Genomic DNA, 23,831 nt, shown 5'->3' with positions numbered 1-23,831 from the left:
TGGATGCATGGGTAGAGGAAGTATGGGACTTACACAGAAAGAAATTGCAAAACAGTTGGGCATTTCCTACATGACGGTAAGCCGTGCACTCAACAATACCGGGTATGTCTCCAAACAGCTGAAGCAAAAAATTCTTGCCTATGCAGAACAAACCGGTTATGAACCACACCGGGCGAGCCAGGTGTTGGTGCGCAACACCACCCGTACCATCGCCCTGTTTTCCTCCACACTTCCCGTCTATTTCTGGGATGAAATAGGAAAAGGCGTGAATGTGGCAGCCAAACAGCTCAAACCTTTCAACTATGAAGTCCATTATCATCGGATTCCCGAACGCGATACCCAGACGTATCTGGCCAAGTTGGAAGAGGAATTGCAGAACGGAGTGGATGCCATAGGCTTGGTAAACCAACGCAAGTATGACATGCAAGCCATCCTGAACCGCATCGAGCAGGCCAAAATTCCCTTCGTCACCTTCAATATCGACGCCCCACAAAGCAATCGATTGTGCTATGTCGGATGTGACTATGCAGCTGGAGGCAGGCTGGCTGCGGATTTCATTGCACGGGCGTTACAATTGTCACCCAAGAAAGAAGTGCTCGTATTGCAGTGTTATGAGGAAGACCAGACCATCAGCGAGCATCCAAACATCAACAAGATGCGGATGGAAGGGTTCCTTGATCTGATGAATCGCAGTTTCCCCGACATCACCGTACATGTCCAATATTTCGACACCAAGTTGCAGGTCGGATACCAAGACAGCCAAATCAAGGATTTGGTGCAAGCCTATCAACCGAAGGTTCAGGCGATGTACCTGATCCCGGCCTTCAACACTGAATTTCTCAAAGCCTTGGAAACCGTCGATACCTCGGCTTTGATCACCGTGGTCCATGATCTGGACCATGCAGCGACCAGGCACCTGAAAACACGCGTTCTTTCGGCAGTCATCGACCAAAGCCCCACGCTTCAGGGGTATTACACCGTAATGGCATTGGAACGGACGATCGAGTCCGCCCAACCAAAGCATCTTGCGCAGTTGAGCATAGACCACAATCTGATACTTTCGGAAAACCGCTCCCTCATCCAAGGCCTCCTGGCGGCGAAGCTGTTCTCCTGAACGCATCAATAATAATAGGTCACCTGCACCTCGGTACCATCGAAGTACACCAGATCCCCTTGCGGGTAGTGCCAGGTTGCCTTCAGGCGGGAAGGCACCCAAATTCCATCCTGCTTCGTGTAGTCACTGCACTCTGCCGTCCACGGAATCTGTTCGAGCTTGCCGTCCAAGGACGCCGCCATACGGTCGTTGGTAGTGAACGCAAGCATCTGTCCGTTCTCCGAGAAAGTGAATACCCCACTTGCCTCCATGTCGAATGCCCTGATCGTCGCCCGCACCGTATACGCATCAAGCTGTTCATAGCAAATGGCATCAGAGAGACCGACCGTCGGGAGGAAAAACGCCTCGGCGAGGTAGGTGACCAAACAAGCCTTGTCCATATAGTCGCCTGTTTGGTTGAACAGACGAAGCTGCTTGGCAAGATACCCTTCCATGGAACCGATTCCTGCAGAAAAGGAATCGAGCCCCTCAAAGGGGAGCCCATACATACGGGCGTCAATGTGGGCATATCGTTCGATCGTCTTCACCCCATTGAGTTGGGTGTAGATGATGGGAATGGTGGGTTTGTTCTGTCCCAAGGAAAAGGAAACCTTGGAAAAGGATGCCTTCAGACCGGTCATCTTCGGTTTCCCGATATACCCGCCGTTCGTATAGAACGCCTGTACGACCGGAGGAAGATGTGCGATATCCTCAAGGGTGAACACGCCCTCACTCGATCCCAACCGAGAGATGAATGACTGCTCCAAAGCCGCAAACCGACGTTGCACCCGGGAAGGGGGAATCAACAGAAAACCCAAGACCACCAACACCAACCCGATCAAACCACCAAGAACCCACAACATCCTACTCCTCCCTCGCATTTCCTGTTTCCATCTCCATCAGATTGTGCATCCATCGGCCGAATCCGCGATGAAGCTCCTCCAGTTGTTCATACGCAAACCCTTGGAAGAATTGCTCGATGAACTGCTGTTCCAGCGGAAATCGCGCCGTCAGGTGGTCCAAGCATGCCTGGGTAGGAGAAAGCACCACCGACCGTTTGTCCGACGCAGGACGCTGAAGTTTGAGAAAGCCCCGTTGTTCCAGGATCTGTGCCATTTTCTTCACATTTTGTCGACTGGTTCCCATCTGGGAAGCCAGATTGCTGAGTGTACTCTGCTGCTTTGGGCATTTCAGCAGTACCGCCAGCAGTAACCACTGCTTGGTACTCACCGACGAATCCAACAGGTCCCCGAGAACCTGCAGACGATTGGCCAAAATGAACAACGTTCCGAACAACTCCGCTTTCATTGCATCCGTATCCATGAAACCCCTCCTACTGGGTAACCTGTTACCTATTATAGGTAACAGGTTACCTTAAGTCAATTCCTCTTGACTAAAATCCCGTCCTCTTTGACTATGGCTTGTATATGTACGCAATCGCGCTTCAGTCGGCTGTGGTGTATATTTCCACCAGCATCGATGATTTGGTCCTGCTCATCCTCTTCCACTCCCAAGCCAAGAAAAAAGGGGAAAGAATCGCCATTCTCCTGGGACATCTGTCGGGAATAGGAGTGTTGGTCGCCATCAGCCTGGTTGGATCCTATCTAACGGGTCGACTCCTTAAACCGGAATACATCGGACTGCTCGGACTGCTGCCCATCGTACTGGGCATCAAGGAACTCAGGGGCAAGAAAGAAAAAAACGAAGCAAGCATCACCTTCCAAGAACAGAAACTGGTGCGTACCGCCCTGCTGGTCACCATCGCCAGTGGCTCAGACAACCTGGCCATCTACATCCCTTGGTTCACCACCTTGACCCAAGTTGCCTGGATCGTGATGGTCCTGACTTTCCTGCTCATGGCTCTGCTCTTCTGGTCTGCCGGATACCTGTTGGCCAACCAACGACACATCCAGCAACTACTCGCCCGCTTTGCTTCCCTCTTGATCCCTGTGGTATTCATCACCTTGGGTCTCTCGATCCTTTCTGGCCAAGGGACCCTCGGTGTACTCAAAACACTGCTCAAAGGTTATGTTGCATAGGCATCGGCGTGGACCCCGGCCACAGCACGACCGCTTGGTTCATTCATCTGCCTGAAGGACAAATCCCAAGCAAGAGCCGTCGCCGTTGAACAAGCCACCGAATCTTCCCGTGGAACACACCGGGCCGCACTCTCACTGGGAAAGTGTGAGGCAAAGATGCTTCGGTAGTAATATTCTTCCTTCGTGGCAGGTGTATGAATGGGAAATCGCTTGGCGGCAAGGGCGAATTGCTCATCGGTGACCAGACTGCCGGTTAACTGCTTCAGCGTATCGATCCAATTGTACCCGACCCCATCACTGAACTGCTCCTTCTGCCTCCAGACGATCTCCTTGGGCAAATAATCCTTGAATGCCTCACGGAGAATCCACTTTTCAATACGCTTGTTCTCCCCGATGATGGGACAGAGCTTCAAATCGGGGTTGAGGTTCATCGCCACATCGATGAATTCCTTGTCCAGGAAGGGAACCCTTCCCTCCACACCCCAGGCAGCAAGCGATTTGTTCGCCCTGAGGCAATCATACAGATGGAGTTTGGAAAGCTTGCGTACCGTCTCCTCATGGAATTCCTTGGCATTGGGTGCCTTATGGAAGTACAGATACCCCCCGAAAAGCTCATCGCTTCCTTCCCCGCTGAGCACCATCTTGATCCCCATGGATTTGATGACCCTGCCCAGCAAATACATCGGGGTCGCCGCCCTGACCGTAGTGATGTCACTGGTTTCCAGATGATAGATGACATCACTGATGGCGTCCAATGCTTCCTGAATGGTGAAATGCACCTCATGATGCACCGTCTTCAAGTAATCGGCGGCAATCCTGGCCGCCTTCAGGTCCGGAGAGCCCTCCAGCCCGATGGCAAAGGAATGCAGGCGAGGCCACCAAGCAGTTTCCTGGTCATCCGATTCGACCCGCTTGGCCGCATATTTTGCGGTAATGGCGGCAATGATGGAACTATCCAACCCACCGGAGAGCAAGACTCCGTAGGGTACATCGCTCATCAACTGGCGCTTTACCGCCGCTTCGAGTGCCGTCCTGACTTCCTCGATCGTACCACCGTGGTCCTTGACCGCATCGTAGCTGGTCCAACTTCGTGCATACCACTGCTTGGGCTTTCCATCGGGACTATAGAAGTATTGGCCGGGCAGAAAGAGCTCGATTGAGGAACACACCCCCTCAAGCGCCTTCAACTCGCTGGCCACATAGTACCTCCCTTCATCATCCCATCCCTGGTACAAGGGGATGATCCCGATATGGTCACGGGCGATGAGATAGACATCCTTCTGCTGGTCGTACAGAGCGAAGGCGAAAATACCATTCAATTCTTCCAGGAAATCGGGTCCTTTGTCCTGATAAAGGGCAAGGATCACTTCGCAGTCACTTTGGGTCTGGAATTCATAGGAATTCGCATACCGTTTGCGTATCTCCTTGTGGTTGTAGATTTCTCCATTGACCGCGAGCACCAGATTCCTGTCTTTGCTGTACAGCGGTTGACCTCCCGACAACGGGTCGACGATGGCCAGCCGTTCATGGCTGATGATCGTCTTTTCTGATGCAAATACCCCGGACCAATCCGGTCCCCGATGACGAATCTTGCGCGACATCGTCAAAACCTGGGAGCGGAGGGCTGAGGAACCTGAGCGAATGTCAAACATACCTACAAATCCACACATCCTGAATACCTCCGGATAATCAAAAAGACGTTCCTCCCCCGTAGGTAAGGAACGCCTTTGTTCTTGGAACGATACTACCGGCTTCAGGCCAAAGATGCAAGAGCCTTCCGGACAATCTCGATTGCCTGATCGATATCCTTGCGTTCCACCACCAATGGAGGAACGAAGCGGAGGACATCATAGCCCGCGCTGGCTACCAGCAAACCTTGCTCGAAACATGCATCGACAATGGTCCGTGGGGGAATGGTCAACACCAGGCCGTTGATCAGGCCGAGACCCCTGACCGCAGTACAGAGTTTCGGATAGGCGACCACCAGTTCAGCAAGCTTGCTCCTCAGATACTCGCCCATCTGTTGGACATGATCGGTGAACGCAGGATTCCCAAGGCGTCTGACCATTTCATTCACCCCCGCCATTGCCAAGGCATTGCCACCGAACGTGGAAGCATGATCACCGGGAGCGAAAATCTGATTCGCTTTGCCGCAGGTAAGCATCGCCCCTGCTGGAATACCTCCGGCCAAAGCCTTGGCGGTGGTCAGCACATCGGGTTTCACCCCATACGCCTGGTAGGCGAAGGGTTTGCCGCTGCGGCCCATCCCGCACTGCACCTCGTCGTAGATCAACAACAGGTTGTGGGCATCACAGAGTGTGCGCAGCCCTGCAAGAAACTGGGGATCAGCGGGAATGATGCCACCCTCTCCCTGTACAGGTTCCACGATGATGGCGCAGGTATCGTCCTTGACCAATGCCTCCACGCTCGCAAGGTCGTTGAACTGTGCGTAGCTGAACCCTTGGGGAAGCGGGTCGAAATTCTTGTGGTATTTTTCCTGACCGGTCGCTGTGATGGCACCGTAGGTCCTGCCATGAAAGGAATGCACCATGGAAATGATCCCACTGCGAACCGGACTGCTTTGATGGCCGAACTTGCGGGCAAGCTTGAGAGCCGCCTCGTTCGCCTCCGCCCCGCTGTTGCAGAAGAAGACACGATCCATCCCACCCAGCTGGCACAGCGCTTTGGCTGCAGCCACCGCTTCGCTGTTGTAGTAGAGATTCGAACAGTGCAGCAGGCCCCTCTCCAACACCCCTTCGATCGCCTTGGTCAAGCCGGGATCATGATAGCCGAGTGCGTTGACGGCGATGCCGCCGACGAAGTCCAGGTACCGATCCCCTTCTTCATCGACGAGATACATGCCCTGTCCGGAAGAAAAGACCACCGGTACCTGGCTGTAGGTATCCAATATATACTGCTTGCCCTGCAGAATCGATGCTTGCATGCTCATGTGCGTTCCTCCTTGGTGACCATTGTGCCCACGCCTTTGGCAGTGAAGATTTCCAGCAGGATGGTGTGCGGAAGCCGTCCATCAAGGACGTGTACACTCTGGACCCCTTTGTCCAGACCATCCAGACAGCATTGGACCTTCGGGATCATGCCACCCTTGATCGTCCCATCGGCGAGAAAGGAAAGCGCCTGCTCCCGGCTGAGGGTCCTCAGAATCGTGGAAGGGTCATCCTTGTCCCGGAGAATTCCCTCGACATCAGTGAGGAAGATCAATTTCTGGGCGGAAAGCGACCCCGCAATCGCACTGGCGGCATAATCTGCATTGATGTTGTAGGTATTGCCCTGCATATCGACACCCACCGGGGAAATTACCGGTACAAAATTGTTGGCCAGAAGGGTATCCAGAAGAGAGGTGTCCACCGTATCGATCTGCCCGACGAATCCAAGATCCCGGCCCTTCTCATCGAGTTTCTTGGAACACAGAAGCATTCTGCCATCCTTGCCGCTGATACCGACCGAACTGATGCCTACGCTCTCCAGCTCATCCACCAAAGCCTTGCCGATCGAGCCGGAAAGCACCATCTCCGCAACCTTGGCAGTCTCTTCATCGGTGACCCTGAGTCCGTCCAGGAACTCACTTTTCTTGCCCAGACGGTCCAGCAAGGAGGTTATCTCCTTGCCGCCCCCATGGACAACCACCGGTTTGAGGCCGATGTATTTCATCATGGCGATATCCTGGATGACCGATTTCTTGAGTTTCTCATCGATCATGGCGGACCCACCGTATTTGACGACCACGATGCTGCCGGCAAACCGTCTGATGTACGGAATGGCTTCGATAAGTACCTCAGCCTTGCCGATCTCTGTTTCCAACTTGTATTGCATCAGCTTCTATAATCTCCATTGATCCGCACGTATTCATAGGAAAGGTCGCAACCCCAGGCTGTCCCTTCCCCTTCGCCATCCTGCAGCCGGGCGGTAGTGGTCACCTCCCGTTCCAGAAGAATCGTCTTCGCCAACTTTTCATCAAAGGCCACCGGTACTCCCTGTTCGACCACCTGGATCGTCCCCTTGGAAGAACTGAAGAACAGGTCCAAGCCGTTCGGGTTGAAAACCGAACCGCTGTAGCCCATGGCACAGAGAATTCTTCCCCAGTTTGCATCACTGCCGAAGAAGGCTGTCTTGACCAGGTTGCTGGTGATGACGCTGCGTGCAAGCGTTTGGGCAGTCTGCTTGTCCTTCGCCCCCTGCACCGTCACCTCAAGGAACTTACCCGCCCCCTCTCCGTCACGAACGATCGCCTTGGCAAGTTCGGTGTGGACATATAAAAATGCTTTGGTGAAGCTTTCCCATTCAGGGTGGGACGGCGAGAGGGAAGCAGTCTTGCTCATGCCGTTGGCCAGGACCAAAACCGTGTCGTTGGTGGATGTATCGCCATCGACACTGATCATATTGTAGGTGTCGATGATCGAGGATCCAAGCAATGTCTGCAGCACATCCTTTTGTATGACGGCATCGGTGGTGATGAAACTGAGCATGGTGGCCATGTTGGGATGAATCATCCCCGATCCTTTCGCCATACCCCCGATATGCACCGTTTTACCTTCAATGGTAAGACTGACGGCAACCTCCTTGGTGAATGTATCGGTGGTACAAATGGCCTGGGCGGCATCAGAGGCAGCCTCACGACCGGTTGCCAAGCCTTTCGCACACAGATCGATCCCCGTTAGGACCTTGTCCATGGGAAGGGGAACTCCGATGACCCCGGTCGAACAAACCAACACCTGTTCAGCTTGCAGGGACAACAAGGCGGCAACATGGGAAGCCATGCTTTTGGTATCCTCTTCGCCTTGTGCTGCGGTACAGGCATTGGCATTCCCACTGTTGACCACCAGAGCCTGCACCGTTTCCGAGGTAGAGACCAGATGCTGGTCCCAGAGCACCGGAGCTGCCTTAACCAAGTTCGTGGTGAAGGAACCTGCAAAGCTGCAGGGAGTCTGGCTGACCACCAGGGCAAGATCCTTCTTCCGTTTTTTCAACCCACAGGCGATGCCGTTGGCTGAAAAACCAACACTTGCCGTTATTCCGCCGTCAATGATCTGCATAGGCTCCTCCTAGAGGGGATTGGCCACCGTGGATGGAAGACCGAGGCCTTCGTCCAGGTTGCACCGGATATTCATGTTCTGCACCGCCTGTCCGGCGGCGCCTTTGATCAGATTGTCGATCGCTCCGATGGCGATCACCCGGCTTGTCCGCTTGTCGACCTTCCAACCGATGGCACAGGTATTCGTTCCCCGAACGAATCGGGTTTCCGGAAGCAGAGAACCGGTCAATCGAATGAATGGCTCGTTTCCATACCAGGTGCGATAGGCGAATTCAATATCTGCTTCCCCGACCCCGCTTTTGAGGTTTGCATAGCAGGTGGAGAGGATCCCCCGGTTCATCGGAACCAGATGGGGGGTGAATTGAACCACCAAAGGCTCTTTGTTGAGCAGGCTCAGTTCCTGTTCAATCTCCGGCGTATGGCGGTGATTGGTCACCCCGTACGCCTTGTAGGATTCGTTGCATTCACAAAACAGCGAGTCGAGCTTTTCGCTCCTCCCCGCTCCACTGACCCCGCTGGCACTGTCGATGATCAGAGTGGAGGGATTCACCAGACCTTCCCCCACCAAGGGGGCGAGCGTCAGGATGCTGCAGGTGGTGTAACAACCGGGGTTGGCGATGAGGTTTGCACCTGCAATGGCACTGCGATGCAACTCACACAACCCGTAGACCGCCGTTTGGAGCAGGGCTTCACTTCCGTGCTCCGTCTTGTACCACGATTCATACACCGCCTTGTCATGCAGTCGGTAGTCGGCTCCCAAGTCGATGATGATGCACCGCTTCAGGATTTCCTCGGTTACTTTGTGGCTTGCAAGGCCATGGGGAAGCGCGAGGAAAAGAACCGAACAACGTTTGCTTGCCTGCTCAAGATCCTCTTCTTCCAAAACCAAATCACAACCTCCCTTCAAGGAAGGATAAATATCTGAAAACCGCCTGCCCACATAGGAATGGGAGGCAAGATAGGCAAGTTCCACCTGCGGATGTCCCGACAGGAGGGAGACAAGTTGGGCTCCTGCGTAGCCTGTGGCTCCAATGACTCCAACGTGCAGCATACCAACCTCCAAATGACGATAGTGGTATAATTATACAAAAATCGGGAACTATTACCAGTATCTATGCATATATTTTCAAAAGATTCTGCATAAATATTAATTAAACCAATGAATTTTTTGGTCGGAAAATACCAAACCCAACGATTGCTGCAACCGAAGTGAGGCATGATTGGTTTCCACCACGTGGCAATAGGGAATCCTGCCTTGCTTCAAAAGCAGGTTGATGTACGCCCCCTCCAAGATTCGTCCGAAACCCTGTCTCCGGTAGGACGGCAGAACCTCCAGCATCCCCATGGCCCCTTCCTGGTGACGGCCGATGAAACCGGCGAGGCGATCCTGTACAAACAGGCCAATCATCGCCTGGTGCGCAATCCGATCCTTTATATAGGTGACATCGGCCATATGGTAGTGGCTCACCACCACCTTTAGATCCTGTTCACCAAGGATGCGTATATCGGCCGACGGATCGACATCCACCGGAGTTGCACCAAGGTAGGCTGCTTGGATACAGCTGAAGGTATGACTGAGCCCTTGCTCACTGAGATAGTGGACCATCGGTCCTTCATGGACGGCGATCGGATCATCCTTTCCCAGCAACGGCTGGGCAAACCGGACAACGGCCTCCTCGTCAAAGACGGCAACATCATAGGTTGTCCCCCCGACGCAGAGCAGTATCCCGCCTGCATCGGCTTGCACCTGTTGCGCAGTACCCTCCCTGAGGCTTTCCAGCATATCCAGATAGGCGAGTTCCCCTTTGCTGCAAAGCAATGCTTCACTATCCATGGTTCAGCTGTACACGATACCTTGCGCTTCTGTCAACGGAGGCTGAGGATACCATGGACCAACAAGGTGACCAAACTCAGGTTGTAGACGATCAAGAGTACAGCCGCCAAAACCGGGGGAGGGTCGGAAAGCAGGGCCAAGGAAAACAGGGAGACCAAAAGAAACGGAAAACTGATCACCAGCAATAAATATGGGGTTCTTGCCAGCAATGTCCCGCAGAGCAGCAACAACGCTGTACACAATGCAACGAAGCCGAGTTCAGAGGTCATCAGGTAATCGAATCGCATGACCCCTTCCTGGAACAAGACCACCACTGAAAGGATACAGGGCAATGCGAGCAGCAGGATCAACAAACCGGTCCCTCCAACCAACAGCAACCGACCGAAGCGGGTACGGTTCATCCCTCCTCCGAACCAAGCATGGTGCGTACGAGTTTCAGCAATACCCCATCCACATCCAAGTCGGCGCGGCTGCGCTTGGCGTCAAGACGCGGATGTTTGACCAACTGCTGGTAGGCATCGGCGATCCAGAGTGCTGCCGTTTCCGGCGGAACGATGCCGGTATCGATGACCAGATCAAAAAGCGAGGCATCATTCTGGTTGAACTGCAGATCGGACTGTACGAACGAGGTCCTGACCAACTCTTGCTCCAACAGCGCCTTCCTTGCCGCTTCCTCCGTCGTGCCGTATTCCTTCTGCTTGCGTTGGACGCGCAGCTCCAGCGGAGCCTTGAGCCGGATGTTGAGGATGTCGGTATAGCCTTGGAACAGACCGAATCCTCCTCGACCGAGCAGAACCACATCACCTACCTTTGCGAACGCGCGCATGGCGGTGAGCAGGAAATCGACGGTAAGCATACGATGCTGGTCGAATCGTTGCCAGAAACTGGGTTTATTGTTGTAGACTTCGTCGAACGCACTGAAACCATAGGCGTACATGACTTTTTCGATATCTTCCTTGTCCACGAAGGACAATCCCAGCTGTTCGGCGACACGTTTGGCAATGAAGGTTCCTTCACTACCTATCTGACGGGAAATGGTGATGACTCCCATAGGCACCTCCTTCTGGTATCTTTATTCTAAGTCTGTACATACCAGCTGTCAAGGAAACGGCCTAGAGCTCATCGTAGGGCATTTTCAGTACCTCGGTCACAAAGATTCGGGCAAGATTCGGATCGAACTGACGTCCTGCATTCCGTTTGATTTCCCTCCCCGCCTCCTCGCTGGAAATACTGCTGCGGTAGGGACGGTCTGCAGTCATGGCATCATAGGCATCGGCAATGGCGATGATCCTGGACTGCAGGGGAATCGCCGATCCGACCAAGCCTTTGGGATATCCGCTTCCGTCATAGTGTTCATGGTGGGCAAGCACATATTGGGCCAAGGTGGCCATGTCTTCGACCGAATTCAGGATCCGGTATCCGATCTCGGCATGGCGTTGCATCTCCTTCCACTCCTCGCCGGTCAGCCGGCCTTGCTTGTTGAGAACCGATTCATGGATGGCGATCTTGCCGATATCATGCAACAGACCGACCACACGCAGTTCAGCCGCAGCCAAATCCCCCATACCTGCGGCACGGGAGAGGGTTTCACACAATTCACTGACTCTGCGGGAATGCAATTCCTCCCGTTTGTTTTTCTCATGCAGGGTATTGATGATGGCATACACTGCCTTGCCCCGCATATGAGGACTTTCCAGGAGCTTTCTGGTCGCTACATCTTTCTCCGCCTGCTTGATCGCCTCGTTCAAGGAGATCCGGTCCACCCTGCATAAGCCGAAGCTGACCGATGGATGCACCGAACCCATCATTTCGATGGCGGATATCTCGGCTTTGAGGCTTGCCAACAACGCCTCGCTCTCATCCAGGGTCCGGTTGAAGAGGATCAAGGCAAATTCATCTCCTCCCACACGACTGAGGTAATCGTTGGACCGAAGGTGCTTTTCCAGGATCAGGGCGATCCGCTTGAGCAAGAGATTGCCTTCCTCCCTACCGAATGCCTCGTTGAGGATGCGCAGACCATTCACATCGGCGAACGCCACCGTAACCGATTGGCCGGGCAGAAGCACCAGGTCCCTGACAAAGTTCTCGAAGTGGGAGCGGTTGTGCAGCCCGGTCAACTCATCATGGGCTGATGCATAGAGAATTTTCTGTTCATACAGCTTTCGTTCGGTGATATCTACGGTCATGCACAGGGATTCAACCGAAAGAGGATCGTCTGCATTGAAGATGGACAGGGAGAGATTGGCCCAAACAACCGTTCCATCCTTGCGGATGAACCGCTTGTCAAACTGGTAGGGGCCTGGATTCTTCTTGTTCAATTCGGTGGTGATCGCTTTGGTAAGGTGCAGGTCATCAGGATGGGTGATGTCCGTCCAGGTCTTGGCGAGCATCTCCTGTTCCTCGTATCCAAGCATGGCAAGGTATGCAGGATTGATGTTCTTGATGGCCCCGGTGGTGAGATTGGTAAGCGACATTCCGATCGGGGCCTGTTCAAACATGGTCTTGAACAATCGTTCGCTTTTTTCCAAAGCGGTGATGGCCTGCATGCGATGTGCTTGGTTGAACAGAAGCAGGCTCAACAGATAGGTACCCACCGGATAATAGACCAGAATAGGAAACGACATGGCCGAAATCACGGAAAACCGCAAGGGCGAAGGCATGAGCAGCATGCAGGCAAGCATGACCAAATGGGCGAACACCCCGACCATATAGTATTCTATCCCATGGCTTTGGTCTTCGGCCATGATGGACTCATACCGAATCCGGTGCCACATCACCCCGATGCAACTACTGCTGAGAATGGTGGCAAGACCGGCCCAAATTCCGCCTCCTCCATAGATGATGCGGAAGCATCCCATCATCACCGCCCCGATGGCAGTAGGCAGCAAGCCGAACACCATACCCGAGACGGTCAAAAGGATGGTACGAGAATCGAACACCACTCCTTCAAACAAGACAAAGGGGTTGAGCATCAATAGAATGCCCAAAAATCCTATGATGATGCCGATTGTGATCCGATGGGAGTTCAGGCGTTTCAGATTCCTGAAAGGATATGTGGCGAAGAACACACTCAAAGAGAGCAGCAAGGCAATATTGAACAATACATTGACCATGAGCCCTCCTTACTTGCTGATGAACATCCTCACCAAGTTTCTTCCCGCTTCCTTTGCCTGATAGAGAGCTCTGTCCGCATCATGGACCAATTCCGTCCCATCAAGGGTATTTCCATCGACCCGGGCGATACCGACGCTCATGGTGGCTCTGATTTGAAGATCCTGATACCGGAAGACATATTCCTGCACTTCGCTTCTCAAACGTTCCCCGAGATCCATCGCATCCCGGTCACTCATGTCGGTCAAGGCGACGACGAACTCATCGCCTCCGAAACGGGCGATGGTCTGGTTCTGCTTCAAAACCTTTTTGGCGATCGCCGCAAATTCCTTGAGCACCACATCCCCTGCCAAATGTCCGTACTGGTCATTGATGGATTTGAAATGATCGATATCACAGATCATGATATGCGCTTCAGACTTATTCAGAAGGTGCATCTGCACCCGTTCGAGAAAGTAGCGACGGTTATACAGACCGGTCAGCGGGTCGAGATAGGAAAGCTCCTGCAACCGCTTGTGGAGATTGCGCCGTTCGGTGATGTTGATCAGCATCACCGTTACCGCCCGTTTGCCCTGGTAGGGTTTCTCCAACGGATACATCCTGGCTTCAAACCACTGCACCCCACCCGGCCCCTCGAAGATCGGAAGCTGTACTCGATCGGTCTCCAATTTGTAATTGAACGTATTCAGGGCCTTGATTTGCATGGTGAACCGGACCTGCTCCATAAAGAAGTCTGCAAAGTCCCGGGGCATGAACGTATAGATGTTTTTGCCTTTCAGCGGTCTTCCGTCGTCATACAACGACCGCTCCGTCCCTCCGAACACCTCAAGGTAGGTTCCGTCCTCGCTGATCACGAAGAATGGGTCGGGGATAGTGTTGAACAATGAGAAGGTTAGACCGGCAAGATCGTCTTGGTACATGCCACCTCCTGAAATTTGCATGAAGACCTTCCCTACTCTAGCATGAATCCAAGTCACTGCAATAGGGAACCTCCCTGCAAATACGCAAGGAGGTTCGAGGAGGAGGAGTCGAGAGCGAGATAATTAGACAGAATACAGCAATTGTTCATAGGTCGGAATCGGCCAGAAGGCTTCACTCGTCATCAATTCCGCCGCATCACAGACCGAACGGACTTCAGCCATGGCAGGGATTACCTGCTCATGATAGAACCGGGCGGCTTCGGTAATCTGGCAGATCATCCTGGCTTGGAGAGTCTTCTCCTCCAAGGCAATCACAAAAGCCTGGAGGGAATCGGTGAGTCGACTCAACTCGGCGATACTCTGTTTCTCATAGGAGAGCGCCAAAGACGGTACCGCATTGAGTTTGTCGGTCACCGTTTTCGCCAATGCACCGGTAAAGGCACTGAGGGAAGGAAGAATCTGCTTACGGACCATGTCCACCAAAGTGAGCGCCTCGATGTTGATCGTCTTGGCATAGTTGTCCATGACGATCTCGTACCGGCTGTGGATTTCCGTTTCGCTTAGGACTGAGAATTTTGAGAAGAGTGCAATACTCTTCTTCGAGATGAATGCAGGAAGGGCATCGACGGTGGACTGGAGATTTGAAAGTCCTCTAGCCTTGGCTTCCTCCACCCACTGCGGTGCATAGTTGTTCCCATTGAATACGATGCGACGATGCTTGCGATAGGTATCCTTCACCAAGGAGGACAAGGAGGCGGAGAAATCCTTTGCACCTTCAAGCTGGTCGGCGAACAACGCAAGCTTGTCGGCTATGATCGTATTGAGCACAAAATTAGGACCGGAAACCGAGAAGGAAGAGCCAAGCATCCTGAACTCAAACTTGTTTCCCGTGAACGCAAACGGACTGGTACGGTTGCGGTCAGTGGTATCCTTGGGGAATGGAGGCAGCAGACTGACTCCCAACAGCATCGAAGTACGGGCCTTGTTGGGGCAATCGGTGCCTTCAGCCAAGGCATCCAAAATTCCTGTCAACTCCTCACCGAGGAACATGGATACGATGGCAGGCGGAGCTTCGTTTGCTCCCAAGCGATGGTCGTTGCCCGCACTTGCCACCGAGACTCTGAGCAGATCCTGGTATTCGTCGACTGCGGCGATGACCGCCACCAAAAACAGCAGAAACTGCGCATTGTCCTTTGGGTTGTCGCCCGGTTCAAGCAGGTTGAAACCGGTATCGGTGGAAATGGACCAGTTGTTGTGCTTGCCTGAACCATTTACCCCGGCAAACGGTTTCTCGTGCAACAGACAGACCAATCCATGGCGATCGGCAATCTTCTTCATCATCTCCATGGTCAACTGGTTGTGGTCGACGGCAATGTTGCTGGTGGTGAAGATGGGAGCAAGCTCATGCTGTGAAGGGGCGACTTCATTGTGCTCGGTTTTCGCAAAAATACCCAGCTTCCACAACTCCTCATCCAATTCGCGCATGAAGGCGGAGACCCTGCTCTTCAGGTTTCCGAAGTAATGGTCTTCCATCTCCTGACCTTTCGGAGGACGTGCCCCGATGAGGGTACGACCGGTATTGATGAGATCTTTGCGCTTCAGGTACAAGCTCTTGTCGATCAAGAAGTATTCCTGTTCAGGACCAACGGTAGTCACCACCCGCTTTACTTCGGTCTTGCCGAAAAGCTTGAGAATGCGCAGGGCCTGGGTGTTGATGGCCTCCATGGAACGGAGCAAGGGTGTTTTCTTGTCCAGGACCTCGCCGCTGTAGGAACAGAAGGCGGTAGGGATGCACAGGGTGTTTTCCTTGATGAATGCGTAACTGGAAGGGTCCCAGGCAGTATACCCACGGGCCTCAAAGGTTGCTCTGAGACCGCCGGAGGGGAAGGAGGATGCATCCGGCTCTCCCTTGATCAATTCCTTGCCGCTGAATTCCAGGATAGCCGAGCCATCCTTGGCCGGGGAAATGAAACCTTCATGCTTCTCGGCGGTAATGCCGGTCATGGGTTGGAACCAATGGCTGAAATGGGTGGCTCCCTTGCTCAGCGCCCATTCCTTCATGGCATGAGCGACCACATTGGCGATGGCAAGGTTGAGTTCCTTCCCTTCCTTGATGGTCTGCTTGAGTTCCCGGTAGGTATCTTTGGGAAGATACTGACGCATCATCGCATCGTTGAACACAGAACACCCGAAATACTGATCCACACGCTCTGTCATACATTTGCCTCCGTTTCCTTTGTTCATGAGCAGGGAGTTTTCGGCACCCCCGGCACAAAGCTTTCCGCCTCAGGCGTGCTGTGTACCAAGGTGCCCTCCAACTCACATTCGGCATGTTCCGGCCGAAAAAAGAGAAAGGCGCCGTAGCCCATAACGGACTACAGCGCCTTTGCTGATGGCACGTTGTACACCAAAGCACCAAGATATGTCAATCATTCCGCATTCATTTTTCCATACGAACACAAAGAAAATTTCGTTACTTGCATTTTTTGCATATATTTCCAAATTTTATACATAAAATACACAAACTTCATGGATGCGAAGATAGTCTTTTGAACATACATAGTATTAATATACTATAATATATATACTTATTATTATTTTGCAATCAAGATTCAGTATCGGTCTATTGCTAGAGTGACCATGTATCCTGTCTGATGGAATGGAAACATTACCTCCTTTTTGTATTTTTTATTTGAAAAATGCAATACAAAATGTACAATACGCAACTATTTCCCCACCAAATATTCTTCGACCTCGTGACAAACCTGCCCAACTTCGGTAAGATAGGCAAAAATTACCGGAAGGACAAAGGCGTCCACCAAACACAGCTTCCTGATCAAGCTGTCATTGGTGGACGCCTTTTTCATGTCCAGGGAGAACAGTATGGACGGCTATCACCAGCGAATGCCTTGGGAAGGGGAAGTGCGAATACCCAGCGGTTGTGCCATCAGCGGCATCATATCGCGCAGCGGCAAGCGCTTCTCAGGAAGGGAGGCCATCACCTCCATCTCTGTCATGCATGACCGGAGCAACGGCCTCGGAGGCGGGTTTGCAGGCTATGGCATCTACCCCGAATACAAGGACTATACCGCCTTGCATATCTTCTATTACGGGAGTGAGGCCAAACGATCGTGCGAGGATTTCTTGGAAGAGCACTTCGACTTGATCAACCTATCGAAGATTCCGACCAAGAAGCATCCATCCATCACTGATGAACCGTTGATCTGGCGATACTTCGTGACTCCGCTCCCGACCAAACTGGCTTCCAGCCAACTTGATGAGGATGAATACACCGCCCGGTGCGTCATTCATATCAATAAGGAGATCACCGGATCATACGTTTTCTCCTCCGGCAAGAACATGGGTGTGTTCAAAGCCGTCGGGTTCCCCGAGGATGTCGGCGAATTCTACCAGCTGGATGAATATGAAGGGTACAGCTGGACGGTGCACGGCCGCTATCCCACCAACACCCCGGGATGGTGGGGCGGTGCACACCCGTTCAGCTTGCTCGGTTACAGCGTCGTACACAACGGGGAGATCTCCAGCTACGATGCGAACCGCCGGTTCATCGAGATGTACGGGTATGCCTGCACCCTCATGACCGATACTGAGGTCATCACCTATATGATCGATTACCTGAACCGCAGAAAGGGCCTGACCTTGGAAGAAGTGGCGCATGTCATTGCCGCACCCTTCTGGTCGACCATTGAGGGCAAGGATGAGAAGGAGAAGGCACAGTACACATTTCTGCGCAATACCTTTGCCAGCATGCTCATCACCGGGCCATTCTCGATCATTCTCGGCTTCAACGGAGGTTTGATGGCGCTCAACGACCGTCTCAAGCTCCGCAGTCTTGTTGCAGCCGAAAAGGGGGACCGCGTCTACCTTGCCAGTGAGGAGGCAGCCATCCGGATCGTGGAACCGGAACCGGACAGATTATGGTATCCCAGCGGGGGAAAGCCGGTCATCATCACCTTGGACAGCGAAGAAGGAGGACAGCATGGCCATCAACTACCTGTATCCGGACTTTGAGGTCGTACGCAACCAGGACAGGTGCATCGCTTGCCGGGTGTGCGAACGCCAATGTGCGAATCTTGTCCATCATTTCGATGAACAGACCGGCCGTATGACGGCCGATGAAAGTCTGTGCGTCAACTGTCACCGTTGCGTTTCCCTCTGCCCCACCCGAGCCCTGAAAATCGTCAAGACAAACCACACCTTCAAGGAAAATGCGAACTGGAAGGGAGAAGTGATCCAGGACATCTACCGACAGGCGCAGACCGGCGGCGTATTGCTGGCTTCCATGGGTACGCCCAAGGACTATCCGGTGTATTGGGACAAGATGCTCATCAATGCAAGCCAAGTCACCAATCCTTCCATCGACCCGCTTCGTGAACCGATGGAAACCCGGACGTATCTGGGCAAGAAAAATACCAAACTGACGCGGAATGAGGAGGGAGGTCTCGTCACTGAGACCACCCCCCAGCTGAAGCTCGACATCCCGATCATGTTCAGTGCCATGTCCTATGGTTCCATTTCCTACAATGCACATAAAAGTCTGGCTATTGCCGCACAGAAGTTGGGAATCTTCTACAACACCGGTGAAGGCGGGCTGCATGAGGATTTCTACCAATACGGAGCGAATACCATCGTTCAGGTCGCCTCCGGCCGGTTCGGCGTCCACCCTCAGTATCTGAATACGGGAGCGGCGATCGAAATCAAGATGGGACAGGGCGCGAAACCCGGTATCGGGGGACATCTTCCGGGATCGAAAATTGGCGAGGATATCTCCAAAACCCGGATGATCCCCCTGCATGCCGACGCCATCAGTCCGGCTCCGCACCATGACATCTACTCCATCGAGGATTTGAGGCAGCTTGTCTATGCACTGAAGGAAGCCACAGCTTATACCAAGCCGATCATCGTCAAGGTGGCTGCGGTGCACAACATCTCAGCCATAGCCAGCGGCATCGCACGAAGCGGGGCGGACATCATCGCCATCGACGGGTTCCGCGGTGGCACGGGGGCTGCCCCTGCAAGGACCCGGGACAATGTCGGCATTCCCATCGAGCTTGCCTTGGCAAGCGTTGATGAGCGACTGAGGCAGGAAGGCATCCGAAACGACGTCAGTCTGGTGGTGGGAGGTTCCATTAGAAGCAGTGCCGATGTCATCAAAGCCATCGCCTTGGGAGCCGATGCCATCTATATTGCCACCAGTGCATTGATAGCCTTGGGGTGTCATCTGTGCCGAACCTGCCATAGCGGTAAATGCAATTGGGGTATCGCCACCCAGAACCCGGAATTGGTCAAGCGGCTCAATCCCGAGGTCGGCAGCGAACATCTGGTCAATCTGCTGACTGCCTGGAACCATGAGATCAAGGAGATGATGGGCGGAATGGGCATCAACTCCATTGAGGCACTGCGGGGCAATCGCCTGATGCTCCGCGGCATCGGCCTGCATGATTCGGAGTTGAAGATCCTCGGCATCAGCCACGCAGGACAGTAGGAGGACGACATGAAACGGATCTACGTCAACGAGCAATGGTGTCTGGGTTGTCATCTCTGCGAATACTATTGCGCCTATGCCAATTCCGGACTTCCCGATATGGTCAAGGCCCTGAAGGACAAGCAGGTCAATGCCCGCATCAAAGTCGAGCAACTGGGGACGATCAGTTTCGCAGTCAATTGCCGGCACTGTACCGAACCGCTTTGCATGAAGAGTTGTATTGCCGGGGCGATCAGTTGCAAGGACGGTTTGATCGTCATCGACCAAACCAAATGCGTGGGCTGCTATTCCTGCATCATGGCCTGTCCATACGGTGCCTTGATGCCCAGTGACCTCGGGGTGATGCAAAAATGCGAATTGTGCTCTTCCAATGCCCATGGAAGCCCGGTATGCGTACAAGGTTGCCCGAACAAGGCCATCGTATATGAGGAGCGTTAGGATGCACTACCTTATCATTGGAAACTCCATAGCCAGCGTAGGATGCATTGAAGCCATCCGCAAGCTTGATACCGCCAATCCGATCACCGTCATAGGTGAAGAGAGGTATGCCTGTTACGCCCGTCCGCTGATATCCTACCTGTTGCAAGGGAAAACGGATGAACAACGGATGGTGTACCGTTCGCTTTCCTTCTATGCAGAGAACAACGTGACGGTTCGTACCGGTGTCAAGGCAATCGGCTTGGATGCCGGCAAGAAGACGGTCACCCTCAGTGACGGATCCATCGTCACCTATGACAAGCTGTTGGTTGCCACCGGTTCCTCACCATTCATTCCTCCTATGAAAAACCTTGAATTGGTGAAGAAATACTTTACTTTCATGCAATTGGATGATGCAAAACAGTTGGAGGAAGCCATCCACAAGGAAAGCAGGGTCCTGATTCTGGGTGCCGGCTTGATCGGCCTCAAGTGTGCCGAAGGTCTGCACGGCAGGGTCAAATCGATTACCATCGTCGATCTTGCTCCACGCATTCTTCCCAGTGTGCTTGACGAACCGGGCTCGGCCCGGATTCAGGAGCATCTTGAGGCGGAAGGTCTGCATTTCATTCTTTCGGACAGTGTCCGGGAATTTACCAATGACGAGGCATTGCTTTCCAGCGGAAGAGTCCTGGGCTTCGACGTTCTGGTGGTAGCCGTAGGGGTGAGGCCGAACACCCACCTCGTCAAGGAAGCGGGAGGCGAAGTCAATCGCGGCATCGTGGTCGACCGAAGCGGAAAGACATCCCTCGATTCAGTTTACTCCGCCGGTGATTGCACCGAAGGATACGAGCTGATCAGCGGAAATCGGAAGGTCCTCGCCCTGTTGCCCAACGCCTTCCTCCAAGGGGAGACCGCCGGCAGGCAGATGGCTGGAGACCGTGAGGCGGTCTTTGACAATGCGATTGCCATGAACGCCCTCTCGTTGTTCGGTTTGCATGTGATCACGGCGGGCAGTTATGAGGGACAGGATTTGGAAATCCCATGCCAAAACGGCTACAAGCGTCTCTTTGTGAAAGACAACCATCTGGTCGGCTACATCTTGATGGGAGAAGCGGTGAATCGGGCGGGAATCTACACCTCCCTGATCCGCAACCGTACCGATCTCGATACCGTGGATTTCGCGTTGATCAGTGAACAACCTGTCCTGATGGCATTCGCCAAGACGGTTCGGAAACAGAAACTGGGAGGCAGTGTATGAAGCAGATACAGGTGGGCCTGCGACACTATGAGGAATTGAACAAGGAAGTCCGGTCCTGCAGGGAACAGGAGATCCTGCTCTCTGACGTGCATGGACAGCGATACATTGCTTCGGCTCTCTCGGACAAACAGATCACCATCACCGGAACGGCCGGCAACGCATTGGGTTGCTTCCTCGATGGAGCACGGATCACGGTCATGGGCAGCGCCCAGGATGCCACCGGCGATACCATGAATGACGGAAAAATCATCATTCACGGAAGTTGCGGCGATGGCACCGGTTATGCAATGCGAGGGGGATGCATCTATATCAGGGACAGTTCGGGCTATCGTGCCGGCATCCATATGAAAGCATTCAAGGAAAAACAACCGCTTTTGATCATCGGTGATCGTGCAGGCAGTTTCCTCGGTGAATATCAGGCTGGGGGCACGATCATCGTGCTGGGTCGCAACCAGGGGGGCAAAGCACCAGTCGGCTATTTCTGCGGAACAGGGATGCATGGTGGAATCATGTATCTTCGGTGTGATACACTACCACAGAGCCTTCCTCCCCAAGTGGCCTTCCGTGATGCCACCGAGGAAGACAAGGAACATCTTGGCGTATTGCTCGAAGAGTATTGTACGGTGTTTTCGTTTGACAAGAACGAGTTGCTTGCTTCCCATTTCTTTGTCCTGCAAGCAAACTCGGCTACACCCTACCGGATGCTGTACACACATGTATGAGAAAGGAGCGAGGGAATGACCAATACCCAACAGGAAGTGATGCAGTTCATCAAGGAACAGGACGTACGATTCGTCCGTCTGGTCTTCTGCGACATTTTCGGCCAGATCAAGAATATTTCCATTTCAGCCGATGAATTGGAGCGGGCTTTCTGCTGCGGCATTTCCTTTGATGCCTCGGCGGTAAAGGGCTTTTTGCAGATCGATGAAAGTGATCTCCTGCTCTTCCCCGACCCCGCCACCCTTTCCATCCTTCCCTGGAGGCCGGCCCAAGGCCGGGTGGTCCGGTTCTTCTGTTCAATCCGCCGCCCCGACGGGTCACGGTTTGAAGGCGACGGCCGTTCATTGCTGCAAGAGACGGTACGCAAAGCCGCTCTGCAGGGGTATACCTTCGGGGTGGGACCGGAATGTGAGTTCTATCTCTTCAAGCTTGATGAAGCAGGCAAACCGACCTATGAACCGATGGATCGGGGCACCTACCTGGATGTGGCACCTTTGGATAAGGGCGAGAACGTACGACGCGACATCTGCCTTACCTTGGAGCAAATGGGCTTCTACACCGAGCGAAGCCACCATGAATCGGGACCCGGCCAACATGAGATCGACTTCAAGTACAGCCCGCCTGTGGAAGCGGCGGACAATTTCATCACCTTCAAGTCGGTGGTAAAGACCATTTCCGACCGAAGTGGACTGTTTGCGTCGTTCCTCCCCAAGCCCTTGGTAGGAGAAAGCGGAAGCGGGTTGCACATCAATCTTTCCGTAACCAAGGATGGCCAACAAAGCCAGGAACTGGAGCAGCAGATGACCGCGGGCATCCTCAACCGCATTGCAGAGATCTCACTGTTCTTGAACCCGTTGGTGAATTCCTATGAGCGTCTGGGGGCCTTTGAGGCACCCAAGTACATCGGCTGGGGTCGGGCCAACCGATCCCTGCTCATTCGCATTCCCGAGACCAGCGGGGAATATCGCCGGTTGGAGGTGCGTTCGGCGGACCCGAGCTGCAATCCGTATCTGGCATTCACCCTATTGATCAACGCAGCGTTGGAAGGAATCGGCAAAAAGCTCACCCCACCGGATGAGTTCCTTGGTTCAGCCTATCAATTGCATGACGGGAAAACCCTGCCTTCCACACTCGGGGAGGCGATGAGTCTGGCAAAGGAGAGCGAATTCGTCACATCCATGGTGCCGCAGCGTCTCTTTTCTTATTTCCTTGACGCGAAGACGTCCGAATGGGAAGCCTACCATGCAGCGTTTGACAAAGGTGAAGCAAGCCGGAAACCGGTATTTTTCATGACGTAGGAGGCAGTATGCTACGAGCTCTGGTTGTATCATCAACCGAGAAAGGGTGTTCATCCCTTTGTTCCCTCATCAAAGAACATGAGGGGAGCGTCGACATCCTCCACTGCTATAGCGCCGCCGAAGCCCGTCGAATCATCTTGGACAGCGAATTGGATTTCGTGGTGGTGAATGCACCCCTTGCCGATGAATCGGGAGAGGATCTTGCCATCATGGTGACCGAGCAGAGCCTGGCCACTTCCATTCTGGTGGTACGTGTTGAGTATTTTGAGCAGACCCAGGCTCTGTACAGCAACCAAGGAATCTTGGTAGTATCGAAGCCTGTCATTCGGCAGATGTTCTTCCAAGCACTCAGTCTTGGACTTTCCCTGCGTCGACGACTTGGGGCAATGCATAATGAGAATGAAAAACTGCATCGTAGGATTGAGGAAATCAAACTTATCGATCGAGCCAAATGGACCTTGATCGAGAACCTTGGCATGGACGAGGGGCAAGCCCATCGACATATCGAAAAACAGGCAATGGATCTGCGCAAGAGCAGATATGACATTGCCGTTTCCATTTTGAAAACATATCAAAGGTAAC

The 23,831-nt window shown here is 53.3% G+C and carries 23 protein-coding genes; 9 read left to right on the top strand and 14 right to left on the bottom strand.

Translation table 11 applies throughout. The annotated features are described in order from the left end of the window. Nucleotides 1–22 precede the first annotated feature (22 nt). Nucleotides 23–1,114 carry a LacI family DNA-binding transcriptional regulator gene (locus AB7C91_RS06740; RefSeq protein ID WP_332447313.1) on the top strand — a complete coding sequence of 364 codons (1,092 nt, stop codon included), beginning with the start codon at nucleotides 23–25 and terminating at the stop codon, nucleotides 1,112–1,114. Between the two features lie 5 nt (nucleotides 1,115–1,119). Here the strand turns inward: AB7C91_RS06740 and AB7C91_RS06735 are convergent, their stop codons facing one another. Both AB7C91_RS06735 and AB7C91_RS06730 read right to left on the bottom strand, forming a co-directional pair. Beyond that, entirely contained in the window at nucleotides 1,120–1,956 is an 837-nt protein-coding gene (locus tag AB7C91_RS06735; protein WP_428590064.1) for a DUF6544 family protein, read from the bottom strand. A gap of 1 nt (nucleotide 1,957) precedes the next feature. Continuing rightward, entirely contained in the window at nucleotides 1,958–2,416 is a 459-nt protein-coding gene (locus AB7C91_RS06730) for a MarR family winged helix-turn-helix transcriptional regulator (protein WP_332447315.1), read from the bottom strand. Nucleotides 2,417–2,520: 104 nt separating this feature from the next. Here AB7C91_RS06730 and AB7C91_RS06725 point away from each other — a divergent pair, with 104 nt between their 5' ends. Continuing rightward, nucleotides 2,521–3,132 carry a cadmium resistance transporter gene (locus AB7C91_RS06725; RefSeq protein WP_428590061.1) on the top strand — a complete coding sequence of 204 codons (612 nt, stop codon included), beginning with the start codon at nucleotides 2,521–2,523 and terminating at the stop codon, nucleotides 3,130–3,132. Here AB7C91_RS06725 and asnB read toward each other — a convergent pair. The 12 genes from asnB to AB7C91_RS06665 all read right to left on the bottom strand — a co-directional run bounded on the left by asnB (nucleotide 3,120) and on the right by AB7C91_RS06665 (nucleotide 16,917). After that, nucleotides 3,120–4,802 carry an asparagine synthase B gene (gene asnB / locus AB7C91_RS06720; RefSeq protein ID WP_332447317.1) on the bottom strand — a complete coding sequence of 561 codons (1,683 nt, stop codon included), beginning with the start codon at nucleotides 4,800–4,802 and terminating at the stop codon, nucleotides 3,120–3,122. The genes AB7C91_RS06725 and asnB overlap by 13 nt on opposite strands. An 83-nt stretch (nucleotides 4,803–4,885) precedes the next feature. After that, nucleotides 4,886–6,082, bottom strand: a complete 1,197-nt coding sequence (locus AB7C91_RS06715; protein ID WP_332447318.1) for an aspartate aminotransferase family protein — start codon at nucleotides 6,080–6,082, stop codon at nucleotides 4,886–4,888. Beyond that, nucleotides 6,079–6,966, bottom strand: coding sequence for an acetylglutamate kinase (argB, locus tag AB7C91_RS06710; RefSeq protein WP_428590057.1), 888 nt, complete (start codon nucleotides 6,964–6,966; stop codon nucleotides 6,079–6,081). The genes AB7C91_RS06715 and argB overlap by 4 nt, the downstream gene beginning before the upstream one ends. After that, nucleotides 6,966–8,186, bottom strand: coding sequence for a bifunctional glutamate N-acetyltransferase/amino-acid acetyltransferase ArgJ (gene argJ, locus AB7C91_RS06705; protein ID WP_332447320.1), 1,221 nt, complete (start codon nucleotides 8,184–8,186; stop codon nucleotides 6,966–6,968). Before argJ ends, argB begins: the two co-directional genes overlap by 1 nt. A gap of 9 nt (nucleotides 8,187–8,195) precedes the next feature. Beyond that, nucleotides 8,196–9,236 (bottom strand): N-acetyl-gamma-glutamyl-phosphate reductase, encoded by a 1,041-nt coding sequence (gene argC, locus AB7C91_RS06700; protein WP_428590053.1) that lies wholly within the window; start codon nucleotides 9,234–9,236, stop codon nucleotides 8,196–8,198. Nucleotides 9,237–9,332: 96 nt separating this feature from the next. Beyond that, entirely contained in the window at nucleotides 9,333–10,019 is a 687-nt protein-coding gene (locus tag AB7C91_RS06695; protein ID WP_332447322.1) for a GNAT family N-acetyltransferase, read from the bottom strand. A 32-nt stretch (nucleotides 10,020–10,051) separates the two neighbouring features. After that, a complete protein-coding gene (locus AB7C91_RS06690) occupies nucleotides 10,052–10,420 on the bottom strand; it encodes a hypothetical protein (RefSeq protein WP_332447323.1) in 369 nt (122 codons plus the stop codon). Next, nucleotides 10,417–11,070 (bottom strand): cytidylate kinase-like family protein, encoded by a 654-nt coding sequence (locus tag AB7C91_RS06685; protein WP_332447324.1) that lies wholly within the window; start codon nucleotides 11,068–11,070, stop codon nucleotides 10,417–10,419. The genes AB7C91_RS06690 and AB7C91_RS06685 overlap by 4 nt, the downstream gene beginning before the upstream one ends. 61 nt (nucleotides 11,071–11,131) lie before the next feature. Further along, nucleotides 11,132–13,132 carry an HD domain-containing phosphohydrolase gene (locus AB7C91_RS06680; RefSeq protein WP_428590048.1) on the bottom strand — a complete coding sequence of 667 codons (2,001 nt, stop codon included), beginning with the start codon at nucleotides 13,130–13,132 and terminating at the stop codon, nucleotides 11,132–11,134. Between the two features lie 9 nt (nucleotides 13,133–13,141). Next, on the bottom strand, nucleotides 13,142–14,050 hold the full coding sequence (locus AB7C91_RS06675; protein ID WP_332447326.1) for a diguanylate cyclase: 909 nt from the start codon (nucleotides 14,048–14,050) through the stop codon (nucleotides 13,142–13,144). A gap of 123 nt (nucleotides 14,051–14,173) precedes the next feature. After that, a complete protein-coding gene (locus AB7C91_RS06670; protein WP_332447327.1) occupies nucleotides 14,174–16,267 on the bottom strand; it encodes a glutamine synthetase III in 2,094 nt (697 codons plus the stop codon). A 509-nt stretch (nucleotides 16,268–16,776) separates the two neighbouring features. Continuing rightward, nucleotides 16,777–16,917, bottom strand: coding sequence for a hypothetical protein (locus AB7C91_RS06665; RefSeq protein WP_332447328.1), 141 nt, complete (start codon nucleotides 16,915–16,917; stop codon nucleotides 16,777–16,779). A 16-nt stretch (nucleotides 16,918–16,933) separates the two neighbouring features. On the opposite strand from AB7C91_RS06665, the gene AB7C91_RS06660 reads away from it, so the two are divergent. The 7 genes from AB7C91_RS06660 to AB7C91_RS06630 are packed head-to-tail and all read left to right on the top strand — an operon-like array spanning nucleotide 16,934 to nucleotide 23,830. Further along, complete coding sequence (locus tag AB7C91_RS06660; RefSeq protein WP_332447329.1) at nucleotides 16,934–18,082, top strand: hypothetical protein; 1,149 nt, start codon at nucleotides 16,934–16,936, stop codon at nucleotides 18,080–18,082. Next, nucleotides 18,051–19,556, top strand: a complete 1,506-nt coding sequence (locus AB7C91_RS06655) for a glutamate synthase-related protein (RefSeq protein ID WP_332447330.1) — start codon at nucleotides 18,051–18,053, stop codon at nucleotides 19,554–19,556. The genes AB7C91_RS06660 and AB7C91_RS06655 overlap by 32 nt, the downstream gene beginning before the upstream one ends. Nucleotides 19,557–19,565: 9 nt before the next feature. After that, nucleotides 19,566–19,994 carry a 4Fe-4S dicluster domain-containing protein gene (locus AB7C91_RS06650; protein WP_332447331.1) on the top strand — a complete coding sequence of 143 codons (429 nt, stop codon included), beginning with the start codon at nucleotides 19,566–19,568 and terminating at the stop codon, nucleotides 19,992–19,994. Nucleotide 19,995: 1 nt separating this feature from the next. Continuing rightward, nucleotides 19,996–21,231, top strand: a complete 1,236-nt coding sequence (locus AB7C91_RS06645; RefSeq protein ID WP_332447332.1) for an NAD(P)/FAD-dependent oxidoreductase — start codon at nucleotides 19,996–19,998, stop codon at nucleotides 21,229–21,231. Then, the gene (locus AB7C91_RS06640) at nucleotides 21,228–21,953 is read left to right on the top strand and encodes a glutamate synthase (protein ID WP_332447333.1); all 726 of its coding nucleotides are present in this window, start codon (nucleotides 21,228–21,230) and stop codon (nucleotides 21,951–21,953) included. Before AB7C91_RS06645 ends, AB7C91_RS06640 begins: the two co-directional genes overlap by 4 nt. A gap of 15 nt (nucleotides 21,954–21,968) precedes the next feature. Further along, complete coding sequence (locus AB7C91_RS06635) at nucleotides 21,969–23,249, top strand: glutamine synthetase family protein (protein WP_332447334.1); 1,281 nt, start codon at nucleotides 21,969–21,971, stop codon at nucleotides 23,247–23,249. 8 nt (nucleotides 23,250–23,257) lie between these two features. Continuing rightward, complete coding sequence (locus tag AB7C91_RS06630) at nucleotides 23,258–23,830, top strand: ANTAR domain-containing protein (RefSeq protein WP_332447335.1); 573 nt, start codon at nucleotides 23,258–23,260, stop codon at nucleotides 23,828–23,830. The last annotated feature ends 1 nt before the right edge of the window (nucleotide 23,831 follow it).

It is taken from the genome of Sphaerochaeta sp. (assembly GCF_050256055.1).
Classification (GTDB): Bacteria; Spirochaetota; Spirochaetia; order Sphaerochaetales; family Sphaerochaetaceae; genus Sphaerochaeta.
This window is presented reverse-complemented; position numbering and strand designations above follow the sequence as displayed.

Bases quoted from the DNA above. Each gene is read 5' to 3' on its own strand.
- AB7C91_RS06740 (WP_332447313.1), top strand. From the start codon at position 23: ATGGGACTTACACAGAAAGAAATTGCAAAACAGTTGGGCATTTCCTAC.
- AB7C91_RS06735 (WP_428590064.1), bottom strand. From the start codon at position 1,956: ATGTTGTGGGTTCTTGGTGGTTTGATCGGGTTGGTGTTGGTGGTCTTG.
- AB7C91_RS06730 (WP_332447315.1), bottom strand. From the start codon at position 2,416: ATGGATACGGATGCAATGAAAGCGGAGTTGTTCGGAACGTTGTTCATT.
- AB7C91_RS06725 (WP_428590061.1), top strand. From the start codon at position 2,521: ATGTACGCAATCGCGCTTCAGTCGGCTGTGGTGTATATTTCCACCAGC.
- asnB (WP_332447317.1), bottom strand. From the start codon at position 4,802: ATGTGTGGATTTGTAGGTATGTTTGACATTCGCTCAGGTTCCTCAGCC.
- AB7C91_RS06715 (WP_332447318.1), bottom strand. From the start codon at position 6,082: ATGAGCATGCAAGCATCGATTCTGCAGGGCAAGCAGTATATATTGGAT.
- argB (WP_428590057.1), bottom strand. From the start codon at position 6,966: ATGCAATACAAGTTGGAAACAGAGATCGGCAAGGCTGAGGTACTTATC.
- argJ (WP_332447320.1), bottom strand. From the start codon at position 8,186: ATGCAGATCATTGACGGCGGAATAACGGCAAGTGTTGGTTTTTCAGCC.
- argC (WP_428590053.1), bottom strand. From the start codon at position 9,236: ATGCTGCACGTTGGAGTCATTGGAGCCACAGGCTACGCAGGAGCCCAA.
- AB7C91_RS06695 (WP_332447322.1), bottom strand. From the start codon at position 10,019: ATGGATAGTGAAGCATTGCTTTGCAGCAAAGGGGAACTCGCCTATCTG.
- AB7C91_RS06690 (WP_332447323.1), bottom strand. From the start codon at position 10,420: ATGAACCGTACCCGCTTCGGTCGGTTGCTGTTGGTTGGAGGGACCGGT.
- AB7C91_RS06685 (WP_332447324.1), bottom strand. From the start codon at position 11,070: ATGGGAGTCATCACCATTTCCCGTCAGATAGGTAGTGAAGGAACCTTC.
- AB7C91_RS06680 (WP_428590048.1), bottom strand. From the start codon at position 13,132: ATGGTCAATGTATTGTTCAATATTGCCTTGCTGCTCTCTTTGAGTGTG.
- AB7C91_RS06675 (WP_332447326.1), bottom strand. From the start codon at position 14,050: ATGTACCAAGACGATCTTGCCGGTCTAACCTTCTCATTGTTCAACACT.
- AB7C91_RS06670 (WP_332447327.1), bottom strand. From the start codon at position 16,267: ATGACAGAGCGTGTGGATCAGTATTTCGGGTGTTCTGTGTTCAACGAT.
- AB7C91_RS06665 (WP_332447328.1), bottom strand. From the start codon at position 16,917: ATGAAAAAGGCGTCCACCAATGACAGCTTGATCAGGAAGCTGTGTTTG.
- AB7C91_RS06660 (WP_332447329.1), top strand. From the start codon at position 16,934: ATGGACGGCTATCACCAGCGAATGCCTTGGGAAGGGGAAGTGCGAATA.
- AB7C91_RS06655 (WP_332447330.1), top strand. From the start codon at position 18,051: ATGGCCATCAACTACCTGTATCCGGACTTTGAGGTCGTACGCAACCAG.
- AB7C91_RS06650 (WP_332447331.1), top strand. From the start codon at position 19,566: ATGAAACGGATCTACGTCAACGAGCAATGGTGTCTGGGTTGTCATCTC.
- AB7C91_RS06645 (WP_332447332.1), top strand. From the start codon at position 19,996: ATGCACTACCTTATCATTGGAAACTCCATAGCCAGCGTAGGATGCATT.
- AB7C91_RS06640 (WP_332447333.1), top strand. From the start codon at position 21,228: ATGAAGCAGATACAGGTGGGCCTGCGACACTATGAGGAATTGAACAAG.
- AB7C91_RS06635 (WP_332447334.1), top strand. From the start codon at position 21,969: ATGACCAATACCCAACAGGAAGTGATGCAGTTCATCAAGGAACAGGAC.
- AB7C91_RS06630 (WP_332447335.1), top strand. From the start codon at position 23,258: ATGCTACGAGCTCTGGTTGTATCATCAACCGAGAAAGGGTGTTCATCC.